General features: G+C 46.2%; 23 protein-coding genes and 1 pseudogene. 6 read left to right on the top strand and 18 right to left on the bottom strand.

What is annotated here, in order from left to right:
* Nucleotides 1–427 precede the first annotated feature (427 nt).
* Nucleotides 428–638 (bottom strand): annotated as a pseudogene (locus tag WBA89_RS01245) (ISAs1 family transposase); the annotation flags it as partial.
* A gap of 346 nt (nt 639–984) precedes the next feature.
* A complete protein-coding gene (locus WBA89_RS01240) occupies nt 985–1434 on the bottom strand; it encodes a beta-lactamase hydrolase domain-containing protein (protein ID WP_424403309.1) in 450 nt (149 codons plus the stop codon).
* 91 nt (nt 1435–1525) lie between these two features.
* Here WBA89_RS01240 and WBA89_RS01235 point away from each other — a divergent pair, with 91 nt between their 5' ends.
* From WBA89_RS01235 to WBA89_RS01225, 3 genes are all read left to right on the top strand, one after another.
* Entirely contained in the window at nt 1526–1873 is a 348-nt protein-coding gene (locus tag WBA89_RS01235; RefSeq protein WP_424403307.1) for an ArsR/SmtB family transcription factor, read from the top strand.
* 625 nt (nt 1874–2498) lie between these two features.
* Complete coding sequence (locus tag WBA89_RS01230; RefSeq protein ID WP_424403305.1) at nt 2499–4268, top strand: EamA family transporter; 1770 nt, start codon at nt 2499–2501, stop codon at nt 4266–4268.
* Nucleotides 4269–4386: 118 nt separating this feature from the next.
* Nucleotides 4387–4947, top strand: a complete 561-nt coding sequence (locus WBA89_RS01225) for a Uma2 family endonuclease (protein WP_333090314.1) — start codon at nt 4387–4389, stop codon at nt 4945–4947.
* A 22-nt stretch (nt 4948–4969) separates the two neighbouring features.
* Here WBA89_RS01225 and WBA89_RS01220 read toward each other — a convergent pair whose 3' ends face one another.
* The 13 genes from WBA89_RS01220 to WBA89_RS01160 all read right to left on the bottom strand — a co-directional run bounded on the left by WBA89_RS01220 (nt 4970) and on the right by WBA89_RS01160 (nt 16521).
* Nucleotides 4970–7000: an SUMF1/EgtB/PvdO family nonheme iron enzyme gene (locus WBA89_RS01220; protein WP_424403302.1), complete on the bottom strand. Its 2031-nt coding sequence runs from the start codon at nt 6998–7000 to the stop codon at nt 4970–4972.
* Nucleotides 7001–7484: 484 nt separating this feature from the next.
* Complete coding sequence (locus WBA89_RS01215; protein WP_424403300.1) at nt 7485–7970, bottom strand: ester cyclase; 486 nt, start codon at nt 7968–7970, stop codon at nt 7485–7487.
* A 259-nt stretch (nt 7971–8229) separates the two neighbouring features.
* Entirely contained in the window at nt 8230–8568 is a 339-nt protein-coding gene (locus tag WBA89_RS01210; RefSeq protein WP_424403298.1) for a type II toxin-antitoxin system RelE/ParE family toxin, read from the bottom strand.
* Nucleotides 8552–8815 carry a hypothetical protein gene (locus WBA89_RS01205; RefSeq protein WP_424403296.1) on the bottom strand — a complete coding sequence of 88 codons (264 nt, stop codon included), beginning with the start codon at nt 8813–8815 and terminating at the stop codon, nt 8552–8554. Before WBA89_RS01205 ends, WBA89_RS01210 begins: the two co-directional genes overlap by 17 nt.
* A 102-nt stretch (nt 8816–8917) precedes the next feature.
* Nucleotides 8918–9127 carry a type II toxin-antitoxin system HicA family toxin gene (locus WBA89_RS01200; RefSeq protein ID WP_424403294.1) on the bottom strand — a complete coding sequence of 70 codons (210 nt, stop codon included), beginning with the start codon at nt 9125–9127 and terminating at the stop codon, nt 8918–8920.
* Nucleotides 9124–9324, bottom strand: a complete 201-nt coding sequence (locus WBA89_RS01195) for a type II toxin-antitoxin system HicB family antitoxin (RefSeq protein WP_424403291.1) — start codon at nt 9322–9324, stop codon at nt 9124–9126. The genes WBA89_RS01200 and WBA89_RS01195 overlap by 4 nt, the downstream gene beginning before the upstream one ends.
* A gap of 53 nt (nt 9325–9377) precedes the next feature.
* Nucleotides 9378–9650 (bottom strand): hypothetical protein, encoded by a 273-nt coding sequence (locus tag WBA89_RS01190; protein WP_424403289.1) that lies wholly within the window; start codon nt 9648–9650, stop codon nt 9378–9380.
* Between the two features lie 60 nt (nt 9651–9710).
* Nucleotides 9711–10094, bottom strand: a complete 384-nt coding sequence (locus WBA89_RS01185; protein WP_424403287.1) for a type II toxin-antitoxin system VapC family toxin — start codon at nt 10092–10094, stop codon at nt 9711–9713.
* Nucleotides 10091–10327, bottom strand: coding sequence for a type II toxin-antitoxin system Phd/YefM family antitoxin (locus WBA89_RS01180; RefSeq protein ID WP_424403285.1), 237 nt, complete (start codon nt 10325–10327; stop codon nt 10091–10093). Before WBA89_RS01180 ends, WBA89_RS01185 begins: the two co-directional genes overlap by 4 nt.
* 206 nt (nt 10328–10533) lie before the next feature.
* Nucleotides 10534–11232, bottom strand: a complete 699-nt coding sequence (locus WBA89_RS01175) for a DUF4276 family protein (RefSeq protein WP_424403283.1) — start codon at nt 11230–11232, stop codon at nt 10534–10536.
* The gene (locus WBA89_RS01170) at nt 11232–12335 is read right to left on the bottom strand and encodes an AAA family ATPase (RefSeq protein ID WP_424403281.1); all 1104 of its coding nucleotides are present in this window, start codon (nt 12333–12335) and stop codon (nt 11232–11234) included. The genes WBA89_RS01175 and WBA89_RS01170 overlap by 1 nt, the downstream gene beginning before the upstream one ends.
* Before the next feature lie 102 nt (nt 12336–12437).
* Nucleotides 12438–14024, bottom strand: a complete 1587-nt coding sequence (locus tag WBA89_RS01165) for an NAD(P)H-quinone oxidoreductase subunit 4 (protein ID WP_424403279.1) — start codon at nt 14022–14024, stop codon at nt 12438–12440.
* A gap of 451 nt (nt 14025–14475) precedes the next feature.
* Complete coding sequence (locus WBA89_RS01160) at nt 14476–16521, bottom strand: NAD(P)H-quinone oxidoreductase subunit 5 (RefSeq protein WP_424403311.1); 2046 nt, start codon at nt 16519–16521, stop codon at nt 14476–14478.
* A 201-nt stretch (nt 16522–16722) separates the two neighbouring features.
* On the opposite strand from WBA89_RS01160, the gene WBA89_RS01155 reads away from it, so the two are divergent.
* Complete coding sequence (locus tag WBA89_RS01155; protein ID WP_424403277.1) at nt 16723–16905, top strand: hypothetical protein; 183 nt, start codon at nt 16723–16725, stop codon at nt 16903–16905.
* 4 nt (nt 16906–16909) lie between these two features.
* Here WBA89_RS01155 and WBA89_RS01150 read toward each other — a convergent pair whose 3' ends face one another.
* Entirely contained in the window at nt 16910–17287 is a 378-nt protein-coding gene (locus WBA89_RS01150) for a thioredoxin family protein (protein ID WP_424403275.1), read from the bottom strand.
* A 44-nt stretch (nt 17288–17331) separates the two neighbouring features.
* Entirely contained in the window at nt 17332–18045 is a 714-nt protein-coding gene (locus WBA89_RS01145) for an NnrU family protein (RefSeq protein ID WP_424403273.1), read from the bottom strand.
* Nucleotides 18046–18340: 295 nt separating this feature from the next.
* Here WBA89_RS01145 and WBA89_RS01140 point away from each other — a divergent pair, with 295 nt between their 5' ends.
* Nucleotides 18341–19345 carry a LysR family transcriptional regulator gene (locus tag WBA89_RS01140; protein WP_424403271.1) on the top strand — a complete coding sequence of 335 codons (1005 nt, stop codon included), beginning with the start codon at nt 18341–18343 and terminating at the stop codon, nt 19343–19345.
* A gap of 266 nt (nt 19346–19611) precedes the next feature.
* On the opposite strand, the gene WBA89_RS01135 is transcribed toward WBA89_RS01140, so the two are convergent.
* Nucleotides 19612–19908, bottom strand: a complete 297-nt coding sequence (locus WBA89_RS01135; RefSeq protein ID WP_424403313.1) for a hypothetical protein — start codon at nt 19906–19908, stop codon at nt 19612–19614.
* Here WBA89_RS01135 and WBA89_RS01130 point away from each other — a divergent pair.
* Nucleotides 19816–21273 carry a protein kinase domain-containing protein gene (locus WBA89_RS01130; RefSeq protein WP_424403269.1) on the top strand — a complete coding sequence of 486 codons (1458 nt, stop codon included), beginning with the start codon at nt 19816–19818 and terminating at the stop codon, nt 21271–21273. The genes WBA89_RS01135 and WBA89_RS01130 overlap by 93 nt on opposite strands.
* Nucleotides 21274–21303 lie beyond the last annotated feature (30 nt).

Raw genomic sequence — 21303 nt, 5'->3', positions numbered from 1 at the left:
CCCCCCCCACTCCCCCCCGAAATAAGGGGGGGTTGGGGGGGTAATATCTAGCGCTACTTTATGAAATTGGTATCACTATTGAAGAGTCTCGCCTGCGAAAATGGAGGCAGAGCCTCCGGATATGCGTTACCAGGCAGAGCCTGGTAACGAGTAGATTTAATAGTTGTTTTTTCCTTGACTATTTTCGCGGATTATATCAGAGATATACTATGAAGTTTCTCCCATTAATTGTCAGGATAGATATGCTCTTTGATGTCACTGAACATTAAGTGATGTCGGATTTTTCAGCGGTCGTGATTGTTCTCTTTTCGGGTTGAATAAGCTGTACGTGTAAATCCCGAAAATTCTTGTCTAATTGGTCGATCAAACAACTCTTCTACTCTGAGGGAGGGTTGTTTTTTTTTAAGCTGATTGCGTAATCTCCTCATTGTTCGACAATTGACTTCACAATTGACCTTTGACAGCCCAGATCGTCAATGGTGATAATGCTGACCTTTAATTTTCATACTTTGAGTAAAGCCGGAATAGCTGTAATTTATCTCTTGTTTTTTATCAACCTCAACTTGTCCTAAAACTAATCTTTGACTGGTCGCCCAAGCACTAACCAGATGAATCGCTTTTTTGTCTCCTCCCCGATCGCAAGCTGGCGATCGTATCAATTAATTGATGATGTTTCGTTCGCTCAATTCTGGGATCTTATAAGTCGGAGAAATGCTCGGTAATGGTGATTTTAGGTTTGAGTTTCATAATGGTAAACTCTGATTCAATGTTTTTTGGATGCTCAATAATTCTGCTCCAATATACCACATTTTGTTAACATAAAATTTAGATGCGTTCGCCTTGGTGCTAGTCCCTCAACATTTATTTGCTCTAAAACTAATGCCATCATGATTCCTCGATCCAACAGTAATCAGCAAAAAGATTGTCAGGTCGGGCAAAAATCTATTCACCCACAAACCTGACTTTCTTTAATTGTGAACAAATTTAAACTGTTTTTGAGTGCTTAGAGACGTAACTCTCCAAGAATTGCTTCATCTTTGGCTGAGAATTACAGTCAAAGCCAGCTTCGGTTGCCTTCTCAAACACTTGCTCTGCTGTCATCCCTTGCCGCGTCGCCACGTTCATAAATGCCATTGCACCTGCACGCATGGAACTTGCACAATGAATGAGAGCAGGTTTTGGTAGTCGATCGATTTGCGCTAAAACTCGATCGGTCAACTCGTCAGTCATCCCGTCTGGCTTGACTGGAATGTTGACATATTGTAATCCTGCGGCTTCTGCGTGTTGCTGCTCGTCCTTCATGAAGCCTTCTTCATCAGGCGATCGCAAGTTCAGTACAGACTTGTACCCCTCGGTGGCTGCTTCCTGCAACTGCTCTGGTTTCACCTGTCCGGCTATGCTTAGCTCCGAGTTGATCTTTTTAACGTTTTCCATTGGTATCTTGCACTTGAGATTTATTCATCATATTACTATCTGGTAATATTAAAATTAACTATATATAGTAAGATGTAATTTTTAGGTTTGTATGCTAAAACCGTCTCCTCAAGCCCTTTCTCCCGTTGCTGAGTTTTTCAAAGTTCTATCTGAAGTGAGTCGGCTGCAAGTTTTGTGTTGTCTGAAGTCAGGATCTAAAAATGTCACGGAAATTATTGAAGCGACGGGACTGGGACAGGCTAACGTTTCTAAGCATCTAAAGGTGCTAAGCCAGGCAGGGATGGTGACTCGTCAGCCACAAGGAATCAGTGTTTTTTATGAAATTGCCGATCCGATTATCTTTGATTTGTGTGAACTGGTGTGCGATCGGCTGGCAATTCGCCTTGAGGAACAGACTCAACAATTAGAAGAACTTAAAAACTTTCGTGAGTTAACTTGACCTTGACATTGATGTCCATAGACCAATGGCAAAAATTTGGAGGTCGCAACCCGTAATCTGGTAAGAGCAACGAGGGTTTCAAAGCTCGCGCCCGGTCATTCGATTTGAGATTTGAGATTCCAGATGCTCCCGATTAACCCCACGGATCGACGATCGGGCTCTTCTGATTTGAGATGCTCCCGATTGATTCGACGAATAAATCCCGGAGCTTGTAGCACCTTTGAAATTCGCTTGTCAGGGCTGTCGAATGCAGGCAGATTGTCCGGGAACCCTGATTCTAATGTTGGGCGTCAAAAACTGTGGCGGCGCACGGCGAAAAAATAGAGAATGACTGACTGCATGGCGGGTTTGGATCGCATCGGCAGTTGCGTTATTTTTTTAAAGCGGTGTGAGATGCGAGAATGACCCAGAGCCATCGGTAGAGAGGTCGAGCTGTAGTATGATTTTTAATTGCACAAAGTGTTTTTGGGGCGATCGCAATTTTCTCGCATCTTCAACCCAAGCGATTAATATTGATTAAACAGTGTCAGGGATCTTTTACAGAAAATGACTGGAAGTTGGGCTCTACTTTGCAAAAATACTTAAGAACACTGAACGTGCAGTTTAAATTAGAGGTTATAGGCTAATGGCGCAGCGCAACGTATACTCGTCAAAAGACGACCCAGGGGATGCACAGTCAGCAGAAGAAGTCCTCCACTCAGTGATTCAGGAACTGGACGCTTTGCACCAAAATGTCAAAGGCCAGTTAAATCAGGACATTACTCGGCTCGAAAGTGAAAAAAATCACCTGATTGAGGATATTGAAGACCTCAGAGAGCAATATCGCAAATTGCAGTCCCAGCAAATGGAATCTCTGTCTGGGCGATACATTCAGCAGCAGCAATTGTGGCTGAAGCAGTTGGCTCAAGTTTTGGCTCACAATTTGCAGGATTTGTTGGTGCAGCGGTTCAGCGAACTCAGCGCTAACTCGGGACATTCTCTCAGCAGCCCCATTCCCAGCGGCGAATTCCCGATACCGATGCCGCCTAGCAACTACGACGAACGGGCCTCGGAGTTGCTGGCGGCGCTCGATCAAAGGATCGATCGCAGTTTCCAGATGCTCGAACAAGATTTGAGCAGCTACGAAAGCGAGCTTTCCATGCGGCTCAATAATATGCAAACCCTAGAGCGGCAAGGGGAAGAGCTGTTACAAAATCTTGTAAACCGGATCAGGGAAGAACTCGAACAAGAAGAAGAAGAATATCTTGACAATCCTTTCGACGCTAGAGATTCCTATCCCGAAGTATCAGCTAATTCTGTCCGCCCGCCAGCTATAGCGCCAGCACCTGTGGATGCGCCGCGGGACTCTGTGCCGCAGCCTTCTTCAGGTTCTGCTGCAATTGCTCAAGCAGGTTCTCAAGTGCAAGCAGGTTTGATTCTGGCTTTGTCTTCGGCGGTGGTATTGTCGCTGTTTAATGTTTGTTTGAGGATTTTGATTAAAAGCAGAAATCCTCGGATGATTTTTGGCTTGTTTGAAGTTCCGGGGGTTGTAACTCCTGGTTTTGGCAATTCTTTGTTGATTTTGTTGATGCGGCTGATCGTGGTGATGGCTTTGATGCCAATATTGGCAACTTTTCTGTATCCTTCTGTGTGGAAAGATATTAGGCGGTTGTTCCAGTCGGGCGATCGAGTTTTGTGGAGCAAGGTTTTAGGAAGCGCATTTTTTCTGTTTTTGTCTCAGGTTTTGATTTATTTGGCGATCGGCAATATTCCGGCGGGAATTGCGATTACGATTTTCTTTATTTACCCGATCGTCACCGTACTCGGTTCTTGGATCTTGTTTGGCGCTCGCCCAAGCACGATCGGCTTTTTGGCAATCTGCGGAATTACCGCAGGTTTGATTTTAGCCGGCTGGCCGAGTTTTGCAGCGCCAGCTCCCGGCGGCGGCAATGTCGGGGTGGGAGTCGCCGCGGCACTCGGTGCTGGCATTACCTTTGCAGGTTACGTATTGCTGACGCAAATGGCCGCGGGCAAGCTGCACCCGATTCCTTTTAGTTTAGTTAATTTCGCCACGATTTTTGTATTTTCCGCCCTGAGTTTGTGGGTGCCGCTCTCGGAAAATTTAGCTCCTCAAATCGACCCAAATGTATGGCCGGGTTTGATTTTTGGAGGCGTTGTTTTAGGGGTGCTGACGCTGTTTAGCTATCTTTTGAACAATTTTGCCATCCGGTTTGCCGGGGCAGCCTTAGCCTCCGTAATTGGCACTTTGGGGCCGGCGATGACCGCACTCTTCGGGTTTGTAATTATCAATGAGAAGTTGCAGCCTTTGGCAATTCTCGGCATGGCTGTAGTGACATTGAGCGTGGCTGCTATGAGTGTAGAACGCATGGTGGCTCCTCAGAAGAAGGCTAGTTGAGGCAATAATTGTCCTTCATAGTATCAGAACCCCGACTTTTTAAACAAGTCGGGGTTCTGATACCTATCCAATTTAAAATCTAAAATCTAAAATCTAAAATCTAAAATCGATTTGACCTATGACTACAGTCATTAAAATATCGCCCAACTTAGAGGAGTTCCTAAAACTTCCAGAAACGGAGCCAGCTTGCGAATATATCAACAAAGAAATCATTCAAAAACCCATGCCTCAAGGTGAACATAGCAGATTGCAGGGTAAGCTTTGCAATGTAATCAACCAAATAGTCGAAACACCAAAGATTGCTTATGCTTTTCCAGAGTTACGTTGCACTTTCGGCGGTGCATCAATTGTCCCAGATGTAGCAGTATTCCGGTGGGAAAGAATTCCCTTTCTATCATCTGGTAGAATTGCTAACCGCTTTGAGATTTATCCAGACTGGGCGATTGAAATTCTTTCTCCCGAACAAAGCCAAACAAAAGTGCTTGCTAAATTACTTGCTTGTTCGCAACAAGGCACTGAATTGGGGTGGTTAATGATTCCAGAAGAAGAAAGTATTTTAGCGGTATTTCCCGGGCAAAGAGTGGAATTGTACGAAGGTGCAACTGATTTGCCAATACTTAATGGAATTGAGTTAGAATTGACTGTTGAAACAGTTTTTAGCTGGTTGAGTTTTAGTTAAGTTAAAAAGTTCGGATACAATATCAAACAACAGAAACAACCACACGAAAACCCACAATACTAGCCTTGCAATCCGGCTGATATCGAAGCCGGCACGCGCTGCGGCAATTCGGAGGGCGATCGTTCCAAGAACCGCCCCGCAACAACCTCAGCGCATAGTCGCCGCCCGACTCCCAAACGCTGCCATCAACAGGCGCACCGTTATAATTATTGTGCCAAGCATCCGCGCACCATTCCCACACATTGCCGTGGAAATCGTACAATCCGAAAGCATTCGGTTTAAAACTGCCAACATCTGTCGTTTGAAAGCGATAAACTCCCTTCGGCGCATCAGCGTAATTAGCATTTCCGTTATAATTTGCTAACTCGCTGGTAATCGTTTCCCCAAAGTGAAACGCCGTCATAGTTTGCCCCCGACAAGCATATTCCCATTGGGCCTCGGTAGGCAAGCGATACTTCTTACCAGTTTTGCGAGAAAGTCTAGCGCAAAACTCCACCGCTTCGTACCAAGATACATTTTCGATCGGTCGATTGACACCTTTAAAACGGGAAGCATCAGGATTGAGAAACATTTTAATTTCCGGCAGCGCTGCAACTGCCGTCCATTGCGACTGAGTGACTGGAAATTTGCCAATATAGAAAGCAGCTAAAGTTACTGAATGCTGCGGTTTTTCGTCGCTGTCGCCCCGATCTTTTGGGCTGCCCATCAGGAAAGTACCGCCAGGAACAGATACCATTTCCATGACTGTGCCGCTGCCGAGATTTTCTTCAAAAAAACGCGCTCTGCGGCTGTTAAGATTAGTTTGCTTCCCGCGATTGTCTACTGTCACTACCTGAAATTCAAAGGTGCTTTTGACAGTAGCAATACTTTGCGATCCCTTGTTGGGAGGCGGATTGATGTGGGATTTCCCCCTCTGATTAACAGAGATATTGCTGTTTATTTGCCGGCCTCGCGGGTTCGGACTATTGAGAGCCACTTGTTCAATTTCGGTCAAATAAGCATTTAGCGGAGGTAAAGCTGCCTTGGGCTGAGCATAATTTAAAGTAAGTTGTCCGCCCTTGCCAAAATGGGGGGGAGGAGGTAGAGAATAGAGATTTAAAGCTTTGATTACTTCATCAGCAGATTGATATCTATTTTTGAGATAATCTTGAATTAATTTATCTAAAATTGTTTCTAATTCGCTGCTGATTTTTGTGCCGGCAGGCAAGCGTTCTCTCCAAATCCAGCCGCCGTTAATCGGATCGTAAAGGTCATCGGAACCGTCAACTTGTGGCAAACATTTAGTTAGCAGTCTCAGGCAAGTTATGCCCAAACTGTACAAATCGCTTCCGGGGAAAACTTGACCCCGCATTTGTTCCAGCGGGGAATATCCGGGCGTTCCGACGGTGGTGCCGACTTTGCTCAAAGGCGAACCTGTAACTTGTTTGGAAACGCCGAAATCAATCAAAACTAACTCTCCCCGCCCTCCTCTGCGGAAAGCTGAATTGCGAAAATTTGCAGCTTTTGGCGGGGATGAGCTAGCAGAGGTGCGGCGGCGGATGATATTCTCAAGTTTGATGTCTCGGTGAATGACGTGGCGATCGTGCACAAATTTCAAAATTGGCAAAATATCTGCCAGCAACTGCCAAATTTTTTCTTCGTTAAAAGCGCCCTGCTGAGTTAATTCAGCCAGTAAATTTTGCCCTTCAATCAATTCTTGTACTAAATAAAGCCGCTTGTCTTGTTCAAAATAAGCAATTAATCGAGGGATTTGGGGATGGTCGCCGAGTTCGTACAGTCGTTTCGCTTCTTGCTTAAACAGTTCTGTAGCCTTTTGAAGTGCTGATGTTCCCTGAACTTGGGGCACAAACTGCTTGATGACGCAGGAATCGTCCATGCGATCAATATCTACCGCTTCGTAAGTTCTGCCAAATCCTCCTTCGCCCAACGGCCGAATCACGCGGTAGCGGTTTCTGAAGAGGGGTGTGAGGTCGGGTTCGCCGCAACTTTGACAAAATTTAGAGTTGTCGGGATTGAAAGGATTAGAGCACCTGGGATTCGAGCAGTAGAACATATCCTTTGGGAAGAGATGATCCGGTTAAGGTTATCATATATCTTTTCGGGTGACTGATGGATCTGTAAAAATTGGCAAGCTGTCTGGATTTTAATTTAAGTTTTGTTGAGGCGGCCAGGATGTTGAGCTTTGTCGAGGCTGGTTCTCCTGCCGAATCCTGAAGAGTTATAAGAAATCGATTTGAAGATAAAAAATAGTAGTCCGATCGACATCCGTAGCAATTAGTATCAAATTAAACACTCTAGAATTATCGGCTTAATGTTGTGAAGCCAGCATCGACATATCGATCTACTGGTAATTTTGAAGTGTTGGGTATGGCGATCGATCTTCGGCGCGTTTGGGCTAACCGGACGGCGACAACCATTGCAACTCAACAGATAATTCATGCTTTGTTCCTGTGAGGGCGCAATGTGTGATGTGGCGATAGCGACGTAACTGTTAGCATGACTTGTTCTGTCACTGTAAACTACAAGCTCTGACAATCTTATTTATGGGCAGATTTCTTAAACAGTTTAGACGCAGCACCTCTCAAAATGTGCGGTATTAGCTTTGGGCCCGGCAAGAATACAATCCCTAACTGCTGCATTAATCCAAGTGCATCGCCCTGGCCCGAATGCTGCGCGATTTTGCCGTTTTCGACTCGATCGATGTGCATAACCGCCAAGCTGATTTGTTTGCCCGTTGGTGGTAAACCTTGAAATTCTCCGAGGTGTGTTGCTGTGAATGTTCCGCACGTCACCACTTTATCACCTGCAACTAGGACTTCATCAAAAACGTGTTCACCTTGACTGAAAGCTAGATAAAACGACATCCCGAACTGCTTGAACTCCTCCCCGTTTAATGGCTTTGGCATTCCGGCCATGCGAGCAATAAAATTCGGCGCTAACAGTTCTAAGGCTTGTTCCATTTTGCGATCGTCGAATGCTTTGTAGAACTGGAGAACGATTGCTTTGTTTTGGTTGCTCAGCATACAGAATTTTGTTTTGAACTAAATTGTAACGCGACTTACGATCGTTCGATCGCCCTTGACAAAGATTGCTCTCTTCGCAGAACAAGAACGCTAGAAACTCAAATGGCGATCCTCTTCGTTGGCGCAGCCCCCGTAGGGGCGGGCTTTCCTTCGGATCGCTTCGCTAACGCTAACGCACCTAATTGAAGAGCGATCGACAAATCTGGTAATTTTGAAGTATTGGGTATGACGATCGCAGGATGATCGGTTCCTGAAAATTCTAAACTCCACCTTCTCGTTCATCTAAATCATCTACTGTTAATGGCGATCGAGCGCTATGGCGGACATACAATACATACACCCTAGTATCTCGAATCGCAAACAAGACTCGGTAAATGTTTTTGGATTTCCCATAAAGCAACTGCCGAACTTCTTCAGGAAAAATCTCGCTTTCAACTGCTAAAGCACAGCGCCGAGGTTTTTCTTGGAGTGTTGCGATTTCATTCATCAAGCCTCGAAACCAGCGATCGGCAAAATCGGGATTCCGCTTTCGATACCAGCAGTAGGCTTGCTCAATCTCAGAAGAGGCGATCGGGGTAATTTCAACCTGAAATGTCATATTTCTGCTGCATTTCTCGGACAAAATTTTCGATGGGACGAGTCTGTCCTGCGTTGAGTTCCTCGAAACCTTGCTGAATACCTGCAATTGTTTCCAATCGATCGATCAATTGGCGCAGTTTAATTGGATCGATTTTGTTTGGATCGAGAAAGGTGACGAGAACTTGAGAGCGATCGCTAACATCTTGCGGTAGCGAGGCTAGCTGAATTTGCCCATTCTGATAAATGCCTTCGATTGTTTTTAGCATGAGTTGCAGTTTGGTTAGTATTCTCTTCTATTCTAGCAAGTATAGAAACAAGAACAGTTAAGACTCAAGACTAAAAGGGCGATCGTATTGAATGGAAGGCTGTTATTGCACATCTTCCTCCGTAATCCCAGCATCCTTAAGAAGACTTCTTAAGGTTCCAGTTGGTAAGTCTCGATTGCTATGCACAGGAATAGAGAGAATAACTGCAACCTCCTCTTTTGCGTAGATATGATGGCTACCAGTGATTCTTTTTAGCTTCCAACCATATCGCTCAACAATTTTGCAGAGTGCTTGGCCAGAAACAGATTTCATAGAGATAACTCAATTAACTGTTTATCGGGTGCAAGTTCATTTTGGTGACTTGCGACTTCAAGCCAACCCTGAACAGCATCTTCCAGCATCTCTAACAACTGTTCGTAACTCTCTCCCCATGTGTGACAACCAGGAAGTGCTGGAACTGAGCCGCACCATACGCCATCTTCTTGCCAGATAATCGCTTTAATTTTCATGAGCAATCTCTCATAGCTATAATATCCGATCAATATGAATATGATACCAGAAATCACTTGCTGACACGCTCCATTACACCACCCAACGAAGCAGCCACATTGTAACCAATACGAATGCCAAAAAGTCGAGCATACGGATGCTTTGCCCTCAGACTATGCGCGGCTTTTAGCCCAGTTTCATCAACTTCGTAGTCACCTGTTTCTATATCAATGATCACCATCTTGCCAATATTTTCTTCTAACTCTATTTTTTGGCGGATGGTGCTTTCATACAAATGTTTCGCACGACGCGCGACTTCTTCACGACTCAAAAGGATTGTTTGCATACATTCCCTCTTTTTTATAATTCTTACTCTTGTTATGGATATGATAGCTCACTTACACTGCTACATAACGCTGACTGAGTAGGCACGAATTGCCCCATCTACTGTCGCAATAGTCAGACCATTCTGTAAAGCTTGACAGATAAGCATTCTGTCAAATGGATCGCGATGTAATGGTGGCAGTTTAGCCAGTTGAGCTACGCTACTTTCATCAAGAGAAAGACTGACAATTTGATGAAGATCGCGCTGTTTGGGCAAATATGTTTCGGGATGCTCCGGCAGAGGTAACTTACCCAACTGGTACTTGACAATTGCTTCCCATACTGAAACTGCACTCAAATAGACCTCATTATCTGGATCGCGAATTGCATCTCGAACATCTGTTGATAACTGGGTGTCACCACTGATGAACCATAAAAAGATGTGCGTATCTAGCAGAATCTTCATTTACCTTCAAATGCACTGAGGATATGTTCCGGCAAAGGAGCGTCGAAATCATCTGGAACAGTAAACTCGCCTGCACATAAACCAAATGGTCGTAATTGCTTGTTGCTAGAAATAGGTCTGAGTTCCGCGATCGGCTTATCTGCAAGCAGGATCACAAAAGTTGCACCTGCTTCCACTTGACGCAGATACTTTGAAGGATCGCGCTGAATTTCATCAACTGTCACACTTAACATAAAAATGCCTCAGTATAAAGCTCAATGGAGAATACTCCGCCTCACTCAATTGTAGTTGTAAGTAGCACCTCACCAGACTGATCGAAGCAATTCAAGCCCCCTTGAAAAATATCGCACTCTTCCCCGAACAATAATGCTAGAAACTTTAAGGGCGATCCCACTGAATTGAAGAGCGATCGCTCTACTGGTAATTTTTTTTTAGACAGTCAACTACTAATGCCTTCGCCATTCAAAGATTCAAGTCGTGACAGCCATTTGTTGAAGTGAGAGCATTTGCTCCGAATTACTGGCAATCCAATTTTTTCAGCTAACTGTGACCCAAAAGTAGACTTCGCTTTTCCGTAATCAGGAAACTGCGCCATGATACGCTTGCTAGGTGCTGTTTGCGGCCCATCGTTGATTAACTCAGGTGTCTGATATTGACTAGCAATAGTTTGGAGAGCTTCAATCTCTTTTGTGCGTCCGGCATCAAGATATTCAAAACACTTTGGGTCAGAAAATAGGTATGCTTCATATTCATGTAACTGAATATAAGGAATGAACCGATCGTCGCCAATATCCTCCGCAAAGCGTTCCTCTAAAAATTCAACCCGCCGTATCGGATCTTGACGCATACGCTCAGATTCAGCTAATCCCGGAAAATCAGGGTGAATAGCATACAAATCAATCATGGTAGTAAAAAATACATCGGAATTGCTATCTTCCTTGAGCGATCGCAGGATATCGTTTTTCATAGGTGCATAATTGCGTCCACCACCGCGGTGCACTTTCCCCTTTTTCCTAGCATGAGCAATTAGCCTAGGACGATTCATAAATACCTTATGTAGAGCTAAGTGCGGTTTGATCAAAGTGTCAGCGAATGTCTGCTCGGTTTGTCCTTCGGCAAATAGGTAGAGACGCACCATTAATGTGGACCTCCCCCAATGATATTTTTCTCCCAAACTTCTCCCAGACTATATTCGTCGAGCCAAGCATCTAATTCTGTGGGATTTAGCCTTTTAAATTGCGACTCCTTACCCTCTCGGTTCACCGCAATTATATCTTCAGGATCAAAATTATCCAAAAAAGAACTAGATTGGGTACTAATGAGAATTTGTGTATGAAGTGCAGTCTTACTCAACAAATCAGCCACAATATTTAGGGCATAGGGATGAAGCCCCAACTCCGGTTCATCAACAACAATAAGTTCTGGAAGTTCATTTTCTGGCTGTAAGAGCAACGTGGCAAGACAGATGGCACGCAAAGTACCATCTGAAAATTGATGAGGCCCAAATACCAGATCGGACTCCTTTTCTCGCCAGTTGAGAATAACGCGATTAGATACATTTGGTTCAAGAACAAAATCATCAAAAAAAGGTGCAATAAGACGGATTGTTCCGATAATGCGCTGATAAGCTGCACCCCCATTCTCTTCACGGAACCTCAGAAGTAATGCAGCTAAATTGCCAGCATCAGACATTAACCATCGATCGTTACCAACATAACAAGATTGACGCACGTCTGCCGTAGATGATGTGTCGTGAAAGTGATACACACGGCAGCGGTTGAGTAAGTATCTGAGCGTCTTAGCCGTTTGCTTGCCTTCCTCTGCTGCTTTGATGATTTGGGTTTCCTTATGTCCTGCACCCAGTTCGTCAGTTCTAGGGGATGGCCAACCCGTTTGTAGAAAGCTCAAAGTCTCTTCGGCAAAAATAAGCGTATCACCAGCCGCATGAAACAGCCGGATGTGGTAGGTATCTACCCCGTTGTCAACTTCAAATTCCAGCTTTGCTTCTATCTGGGGCGTTATCTTAGGTCCAAAGTGCAAGAGAGATTGGGCGCTCCCCGACGTGGCAATGTACTGTTGGAAACGTCCAGCCATCATCTCATTAAGCATCTTGAAGAACGAGATAAGATTGCTCTTGCCTGCCCCATTTGCTCCAATCAGGATATTTAGCGAATGCAACTCAATATCTATTGCCTTAATAGACTTAAATCCATTGAGGGTTAATCTTTGTAGCCTATTCAAAAGTCAGTCTCCTAAGTCTGCGATAATGTGTTTGCTTTAGAGAAACCCCCAAACCCTATCTTTAAAATGGTTTGGGGGTTTTCTTGCTAAATCCAGTTTAAATTACAACTTGCTCGGTTCGATCGCAGGTGCACGCAAAGACACTGTTTTATCCGCAGCAGCCTTAGCCACCAGAGACGGCACAGAATCGCGCAACTTAGCAGTCAACTGTGAAGTAGTCGCATCGTAAACCTGAGTCAGCATCTTTGGATACAAACCAATGCCAATAATCGGCACCCACAGAGAAGCAATAATAAACACCTCTCGCGGTTCCGCATCCACCAATTCCTCGTGTTCCACCAATTGCTTATTTTCCGGGCCGTAGAAGATTTCCCGCAGCATTGACAGCAGGTAAATCGGAGTCAAAATTACGCCGACAGCCGCTAGAAATACCACGCAAACCTTAAATACCGGATTGTAAGCATCGCTGGTTGCAAAACCCACAAACACCATTAATTCTGCTACAAAACCGCTCATTCCCGGCAAAGCCAAAGAAGCCATAGAACAAGCAGTCCACATCGCGAAAACCTTACGCATTTTCTTGCCGACACCGCCCATTTCGTCGAGCATGAGGGTGTGGGTGCGATCGTAAGTGCAACCTACCATGAAGAACAAACTCGCCCCGATCAAACCGTGGGAAACCATTTGCAACATTGCACCGCTAGTTCCCAAGTCCGTAAACGAAGCTATCCCAATTAGCACAAAGCCCATGTGCGAAATCGAAGAATAGGCAATTTTCCGCTTCAAATTGCGCTGAGCAAAAGAAGTTAAGGCGGCGTAAACAATGTTAACTACGCCCAAAATTACTAACAGGGGTGCGAAGGTAGCGTGAGCGTCGGGGAGCATTCCCGCATTCATCCGCAGCAAAGCGTAGCCGCCCATTTTTAGGAGAATTCCTGCTAGCAACATATGGGCTGGTGCGGTGGCTTCGCCGTGAGCATCGGGGAGCCAAGTGTGCAGGGGAAAAATTGGCAGTTTGACGCCGTAAGCTATTAAGAAACCTGCGTACAGTAGCAATTCTATATTGGGGGCGAAGTCTTTAAGCGCGATCGCCCGCATATCGAAAGTCACCGTATCGCCATAAAACGCCATTGTCAGCGCGCCCACCAAAATAAACAGCGAACCGCCTGCGGTGTACAGGATAAACTTGGTGGCTGCGTAGAGGCGCTTCTTGCCGCCCCAGATGGACAAAATTAGGTAAATCGGGACTAATTCCAGTTCCCAAACTAGGAAAAACAGCAACATATCCTGTACGGCAAAAACTGCGATTTGTCCGCCGTACATAACCAGCATCAAAAAGTAAAAAAGCTTAGGTTTAAATGTGACAGGCCAAGCTGCTAAAGTAGCCAGCGTAGTAATAAAACCAGTCAGCAAAATCAGCGGCATCGACAAACCGTCAGCACCCACAGACCAATTTAAATCGAGTTGCTGCACCCAAATATAGCTTTCTACCAGTTGCAAATCTGGATTGCTGAAGTCGTAATGAGTGCAAAAAGCGTACACAAGCAGAGCAAAATCGATCAAACCGACAATTAGGGCATACCACCGCACCGTCTTGCCATCCTTATCGGGAATTAAAGGAATCAGCAAAGCCGCAGCAATGGGAAACAGAATTGTTGTTGTTAACCAGGGAAAGTTAGCTGTATCCATTGCGTTTTAAAATAAGCCGTCAGTTATTAGGTTTAAACATATTTTGGCAATTTTCGGTTAAATTTTATACTTTCTTTATACGGGACAAAATTTTTTGCTTTTATTTGGATAAATTATCCGATCGCAACAGTTAATTTTAATCAAAGATTTATTTCTATTGGCTAATTGTCAATTGTGATTTATTGAGCTAGTGCCCGTTCTTAAAATATCTTCTGGCGAGAAATGGCATTGCCCATTGGTGTCAACTTAATCCTAAAAACCTTTGTATCTCTTGTCGATAGCCGAGTTCAGATCCCCCTAAATCCCCCTTAAGAAGGGGGACTTTGAGAGAATACTCTTGTTCCCCCCTTATCAAGGGGGGTTAGGGGGGATCTAGACTTCGAGACAAACAAGAGATACGGTAGGTTTGACATTAAGTTGACACTAATGGCAATGCCGTTTCCCTACAGATTTAACTTACTCCAGAAACGATCGCAAAACCCAGAACTGCGACAAACACAATCAGGGCATAAAACTGAGCGCGGCCGCTCTCAAAGTATTTCAAACCTTCGCCTGTTACCAGAGTCAGAAACCCTGTCAAGTTGACAATACCATCGACAACTCGCAAATCCACTTCCATGACTTGTCGCGCTAAACGGCGGCTGCCTTTGACGAAGAGAATTTCGTTGATATCGTCGAGATACCACTTGTTGAGGGAGAACTCGTAAAGCGGTTTGATTTTTGCAGCTACCGCACCAGCATCAATTTTCCGGCTCAAATACATCAGAGAAGCTAAAGTAATGCCCAGCAAAGCAATACCTACAGAACTGCCGCCCATGATCAGAAATTCCGTCAAATCAAACTCGGCGGCGTGCTCCAAAACTTCCTCTAGAGATTCCCCCGGCGCGTGGACAAACTGCTCGAAATAATTAGCAAACGGCGTACCGACAAAACCGATAAATACTGAAGGTACAGCCAGCAACACCAACGGCAGAGCCATTGTCAGAGGAGATTCGTGAGGAAAATGGTCGTGTTCGCCGTGACTTTCGCCAGTGGGTGCCAATTCCTTAACATTCATCGCTCCGGGGCCGAAAACCAGATTCGGTTGTAGGAGTCGTTGCTTGATGGCGCTGTCATTACCTCGGAATTCGCCCTCAAAGGTGCTGAAATACATCCGAAACATATAAAACGCGGTCATGCCCGCAGTCAGCCAACTCACAGCCCAGAGAGCGGGATTAGCGTGAAAAGCTTGGGCGAGGATTTCGTCTTTTGACCAAAAACCTGCAAACGGCGGAATGCCGCAGATTGCTAAATTGCCGATTAAAAAGCAAGAAGCGGTAATCGGCATATATTTACGCAAGCCCCCCATGACTCTCATGTCTTGAGCCAGAGCTGGGTTGTGGCCGACGACATCTTCCATGCCGTGAATGACTGAACCCGAGCACAGGAACAGCATTGCTTTGAAGTAAGCGTGGGTCATTAAGTGGAACAGTCCGGCACTGTAAGCGCCGACGCCCATTGCCATCACCATGTAGCCCAATTGGGAGATGGTGGAGTAGGCGAGGCCTTTTTTGATGTCGTTTTGCGTAATTGCGATCGAAGCACCCATGAATGCTGTAAAACAGCCGGTGCAGGCGATCAAATTCATGACTTCAGGCAGACCTTCAAATACTGGGTACATCCGAGCGATCAGGAAGACTCCGGCGGCTACCATCGTGGCCGCGTGAATCAAGGCTGAAATCGGTGTCGGGCCTTCCATTGCGTCTGGGAGCCAGACGTGGAGGGGGAATTGAGCGGATTTGGCTGCAGGGCCCAAAAAGATCAAAACACCGAAGATTGTGGCTAGAGTCGCCGAAAGGGCGCCGGATTCGACTAGGGAGTGCAGGCGTTCGCCCATCACCTCAAATTCAAAGCTGCCGGTTGCCCAGTAAATGCCGAGGATGCCCAGCAGCAAGCCGAAGTCGCCGACGCGGTTGGTGACGAAGGCTTTTTGGCAGGCGTCTGCTGCGGGTTTGCGATCGTACCAAAATCCAACTAGCAGGTATGAACACATACCTACGAGTTCCCAGAAAATGTAAACCTGAATGATGTTCGGGCTGAGGACTAGACCTAACATTGAGGCGCTGAAGATGCTCAGGTAGGCGTAAAATCGCACGTACCCGTCATCGTGTGCCATGTACCCGTCGGTGTAAATCATCACCAAAAAGGCGACCGTGGTGACGATCGCCAGCATTACCGCCGTCAGGGGGTCGATGATATAGCCCATGTTCAGCGAAAAGTCGCCGGCAGAGGCCCACTGAATATTGCGGGTGTAGGGTGCGTGGCCCTGTAGTTGACTCCACAGCAATGCGAAAGATAGTACCATTGACCCTCCCAGCGTGGAGACGATGAAGATCGCATTCGCTTGTCGGAGTTTGTTGGTTGCCTGGTTAAAGGTGATTAAGCCTAGACCTACTAGCATTGCGCCTGCTAGCGGCAGGACTGGAATCAGCCAAGCGTATTGATAAAGCAGTTCCATGACTGATAGGTAGTTTAAAGTTTCTACTAGATATTGCCAAAACTGTAAACAATTGTGACACACGCCTGCACGACTGGGCAAAAATACTCGATCGAATTCTCCAGTATTGCCGATCGACAACCTTTGAGAACTGCTGCGTATTTTCCCGATCGAGACGAGACGATCTATTTAGTTCGCCTTGAATCTATGCCAAAAGATTGATTGACAAATCAAGACCTTCCTGAGTCTTTAAAAATAAACAAACCGGGTTTTTACGGATACCACCGATCGCTACGCGGTATTTGCGTGAAAAAACCCGGTTTCTGCCTGCATTCAAGTGTCGGATGGGCGATCGACAAACGGGGAATTCCGAATACTTTTTACCGAACGGCCGAATGCCTTTGACCTGTTACCTGTTGGCTACTTGCTGCGGTTGCAGGCGTTGAGTTTGGGAAGACCTTTCAGTGGCCAGCATCCAGGCATCGAGAGTCCGCCGCAGTTCATCGCGCCCTTGATAGTGTTCAAATCTAAATCGAGCTCGATCGCCCTCAAACCAAATCAGCGTTGGCAGACTTGTCAGGCGGTAAGTGTTCGCCAACTTCAAACTTTGATCGGCATTCACCCCTAAGAGCTTGACTTTTCCTGCCCACTGTGCCTCAAAACTCGCAAGCGTGGGGTCGATCGCGCGGCACAAACCGCACCAAGGTGCCCAAAAGTGAACTAAAACGGGGGTAGAGGCTTGAAATACCTCTTGTGCAAAAGTGCGTTCGCTAACCGACAACACCATGATCCCTCAAAATTTAATAATTTTTTTCTATCCTAGGGATCATGCTACCAGTATATGTTCCCAGTGACACGCATCAAAAAAGGATGAATTTTCCACAGCAGGCCCGTAAAAATGACTACGCCTACGTAGGAAGGGCGCAGAAACTCAAGCAAATCAAGGGTTTGACGCTTTTGGAGGATTGCCAAAAATGGAATAATTGAGGTTTGAGATTTGATGGTTTCAAAGGATTCGCCAAAACGCGCCCGCAGCCGCTTGTCGCCGTGCCACACTCCGAACAGGTGGTGCAGTACCAAACCGATGGAAGTGACGAGGGTAAAGCTAGTGCCAATCCACAGGGTGTGGGCCACGCACCAAATCACCTGTCCCACCATTTGCGGGTGACGGGTGATGCGGATGATGCCGGCTTCGTAGAGGTGAACTTCCGGCTTTTGGACGGCGGCAATTTCTAGGAGGTTGAAGGTTGCGGGGTACAGAAACAAAAAGGAAATTGCTGAAAGTATCCAAACTGCGGGTTTAACTCCGGGCACTCCCTGTACTTGCCAAAGCTGCACGCCGTCGTAGCGGTGGTTGAAAAAGTAGACAATCAGAATCACGGCCAGCGGCAAACTGACAAGGGCAAACAAAACCCGGTAAAGTCTAGCCCCAATCAGCTTTTCACCTTTTGGCCGGAGGGCTGCTAAACCGCTGTGGGCGATCGCAAAACCGAATAAAAGTCCCAGAATAACTAAGTGGGAGTCAAGCGCTAAGTCGATCGTCATTGCAAATATTAAGAAAAGTTATTGATTCGCGGCCAAGTTGTGTCACAAAGTATCTATAGGAGCATTCAGCGGTTATCAGTCATCAGTCATTAGTCATTAGTCATCAGTCATTAGTCATTAGCCCTCAGCCAATTCGCAGCTACAGACAAATGACAACTGCTTTCTTGACAACTGCCCGCTGCCCACTGCTTTCTTGACAACCGCCAACTGACAACTGACAACTAAGAGGGCGGGCCAGGGGGCACCGCCCCTACCAACTGACCAACTGACAACTGACAACTGACAATTTAGATATATGTCTGACCTTCCTTTCACTTTAGACCAGTTACGTATTCTCAAGGCGATCGCCTCCGAAGGAAGCTTCAAACGCGCCGCCGACAGCCTCTACGTATCCCAGCCCGCAGTTAGCTTGCAGGTGCAAAACCTAGAGAGACAGTTGGACGTGCCGCTGTTCGACAGGGGGGGGCGCAGAGCTCAACTTACCGAAGCCGGACACCTGCTGCTGAGTTACGGCGAGAAAATTTTATCGCTTTGTCAAGAAACTTGTCGAGCTCTCGAAGACTTGCAAAATCTCCAAGGCGGTACCTTGATAGTCGGCGCTTCTCAAACAACGGGGACGTATTTGCTACCCAGGATGATCGGGATGTTCCGCCAAAAGTACCCGGATGTAGCCGTACAGCTTCACGTTCACTCTACCCGCCGCACCGCGTGGAGTGTGGCCAACGGGCAAATCGATTTAGCAATTGTTGGCGGAGAAATTCCTACCGAACTTGTAGAAGCTTTAGACATTGTTCCTTACGCAGAAGACGAACTGGCTTTGATTCTCCCGCCCTCTCACCCGATGGTACAGCAAGAAAGTATCCAAAAAGAAGACCTTTATAAATTGCAGTTTATTTCCCTAGATTCGCAGTCTACAATCCGCAAAGTCATCGATCAGGTACTGACTCGCTGCGGCATTGACACGCGCCGTTTGAAAATAGAAATGGAGCTCAATTCGATCGAAGCTATTAAAAATGCCGTTCAGTCGGGGCTGGGCGCTGCTTTTGTGTCGGTTTCGGCGATCGAAAAAGAGTTGCTGATGGGCGTTTTGCACAAATCTAAAATGGACGAAGTGTTAGTAACGCGGATTTTGTCCCTGATTTGCAACCCCAACCGCTACCGTTCTAAAGCAGCAGAGGCTTTCAGCAATGAAATTCTGCCTTTGTTTGCTACTTATTCCACCATTGCAGAAAAAAAAGCAGCTCCGGCGATCGATTTACCTCTGATAGAAATAGTAACTCCCAACTCGGCGGGAAATTAATTTGTGAGGTCTTTGGCAGGCGCGCAGTTCGCTGTTAGTTTAGAGATTAAAATATGGTTTGATAACCCCTGGAAAATTTGTTAATTGATCGTGAATTATCGGTAATGGTAATCGGTAATTTGTTTTGCATTTAAATTGATCGGAATAGTAAATTCACTGTTAACAGTCAACAGTTAACAGTTAACAGTTAACATCATGTATGAGTGCAACCGGAATTGATATTAATCGGTAATCGGCTTATTTGATGCTAAAAGCTAATAGCAAAACTAGCTAAAGAGGGTAAAATAATCAAGTGGAATTGGCATAAAAAGAAAGTTTAACAGCGCATAATGAGGAATTAAACCATTAGCAACTAGAAAATCCCAACCCTCTATTAGCAATCCCCAATTACCAATTACCAATTCCCAATTCCCAATTCCCAATTGCCAATTCCCAATTCCCAATTCCCAATTCCCAATTAGCAAACCAAAATGGAAGTTTACTGCACCCGGCCGGGCTGCCCGCGCCCTCAAAACAACTTTGCCGACCTCGATGATAGTTCCCTGCTGAAAACGGTGCAGCAAAAGTTTTGCACGACTTGCGGAATGCCCCTGATTTTGAGCGGCCGCTATTTACCCGCCAGGTTGTTGGGTCAAGGGGGTTTTGGGGCGGCGTTTTTGGCTAGAGACCGCTACACTCCTGCGATGCGGCAGTGCGTTGCTAAACTTTTGCAGCCGTCGGCAAGTCTAACTCCGGCACAGCTAACAATCGCTCAAACCCTGTTTCAACGGGAAGCGGCGGTGCTGGAGGAATTGGGCAACGAAAATTCGCAAATTCCGAGTTTGCTGGCGTTTTTTGAGCTGAGTGTTCCGAGTTTGCAGGGTGGAAATACCGATCGGTTTTTCTATTTGGTTCAAGAATTTATTGATGGTGAAAATTTGGAGGAGGAACTTGCTGTTAAAGGTAAGTTTTCGGAGGCCCAAACGGTGGAGGTGCTGGGAGAAATTTTGAAGGTTCTCGATTTTGTGCACTCTCGCGGTTCGATTCACCGGGATATTAAACCTGCTAATATTATGCGGGCTAAAAGTGGTCGGCTTTATTTATTAGATTTTGGGGCTGTTAAGCAGGTGACGCAGACTGCGGGAACTTCTAAGGCTTCGACTGGTATTTATTCTTTGGGTTATGCTCCGCCGGAACAGATGAACGGCCAAGAAGTTTATCCGGCAACGGATTTTTATGCTTTGGCTGTGACTTGCATTACTTTGCTGAGCGGTTTGGAGCCGGTGGAATTGTTTGATAGTTATCAAAATCAGTGGAATTGGCATTCGCGGGTGCAGGTAAGTTCGGGTTTGGCTGAAGTTCTCGATCGAATGTTGTTGCCGGCTCCGAGCCAGCGCTATCAATCTGCTGCGGAGGTGCAAGCGGCTCTGAAATACAATTCTCAACAGCCTGCGGTGGTCGTGCAGCCGCCTGCTGTGCAGACTCCGCCCCCCCTGCCGCCTCAGCCGCCACCACTGCCTCAGCAGCCTCCTGCACCTGTTCCGGCGACTCCTCCGGGAAGCCTGCAAGCTTCGCCAAGAAGGGGTTTTTCGATTTGGGAGGTTTTGCGTGGGGCTGCGTTTACGGGTGTTGAGGGGGGGTTGCTGGCGATCGCCCTGACGAGTTGGCTGCCATCTCCTGGCTTGAGTATCGGGTTGTTGGGGATGATTATGGGGGGTTTGGTTTATGGGCAATATCGCAGGGCGATCGAACAAACTGAGATGCTGATTATTAGCGCAGGTACTCTGGCTGTGCTGTGGTTTTTCCCGGCTTTGCGCGAGGTAGTTACGATTTATCCGAATTCTCCGATCGTTGGCGTGTTGTTTGTGGGATGTTTGGGGGCTTTGGGGGCGATCGCGGCAACAGCTATTTTTCGTCTGATCTATAAGTTGCTTTCTAATATTTTTTAAGTCTTTGTTGAGGTGCTAGAGCCTCTTCCT

Source organism: Microcoleus sp., assembly GCF_049646505.1.
Classification (GTDB): Bacteria; Cyanobacteriota; Cyanobacteriia; order Cyanobacteriales; family Microcoleaceae; genus Microcoleus.
This window is presented reverse-complemented; position numbering and strand designations above follow the sequence as displayed.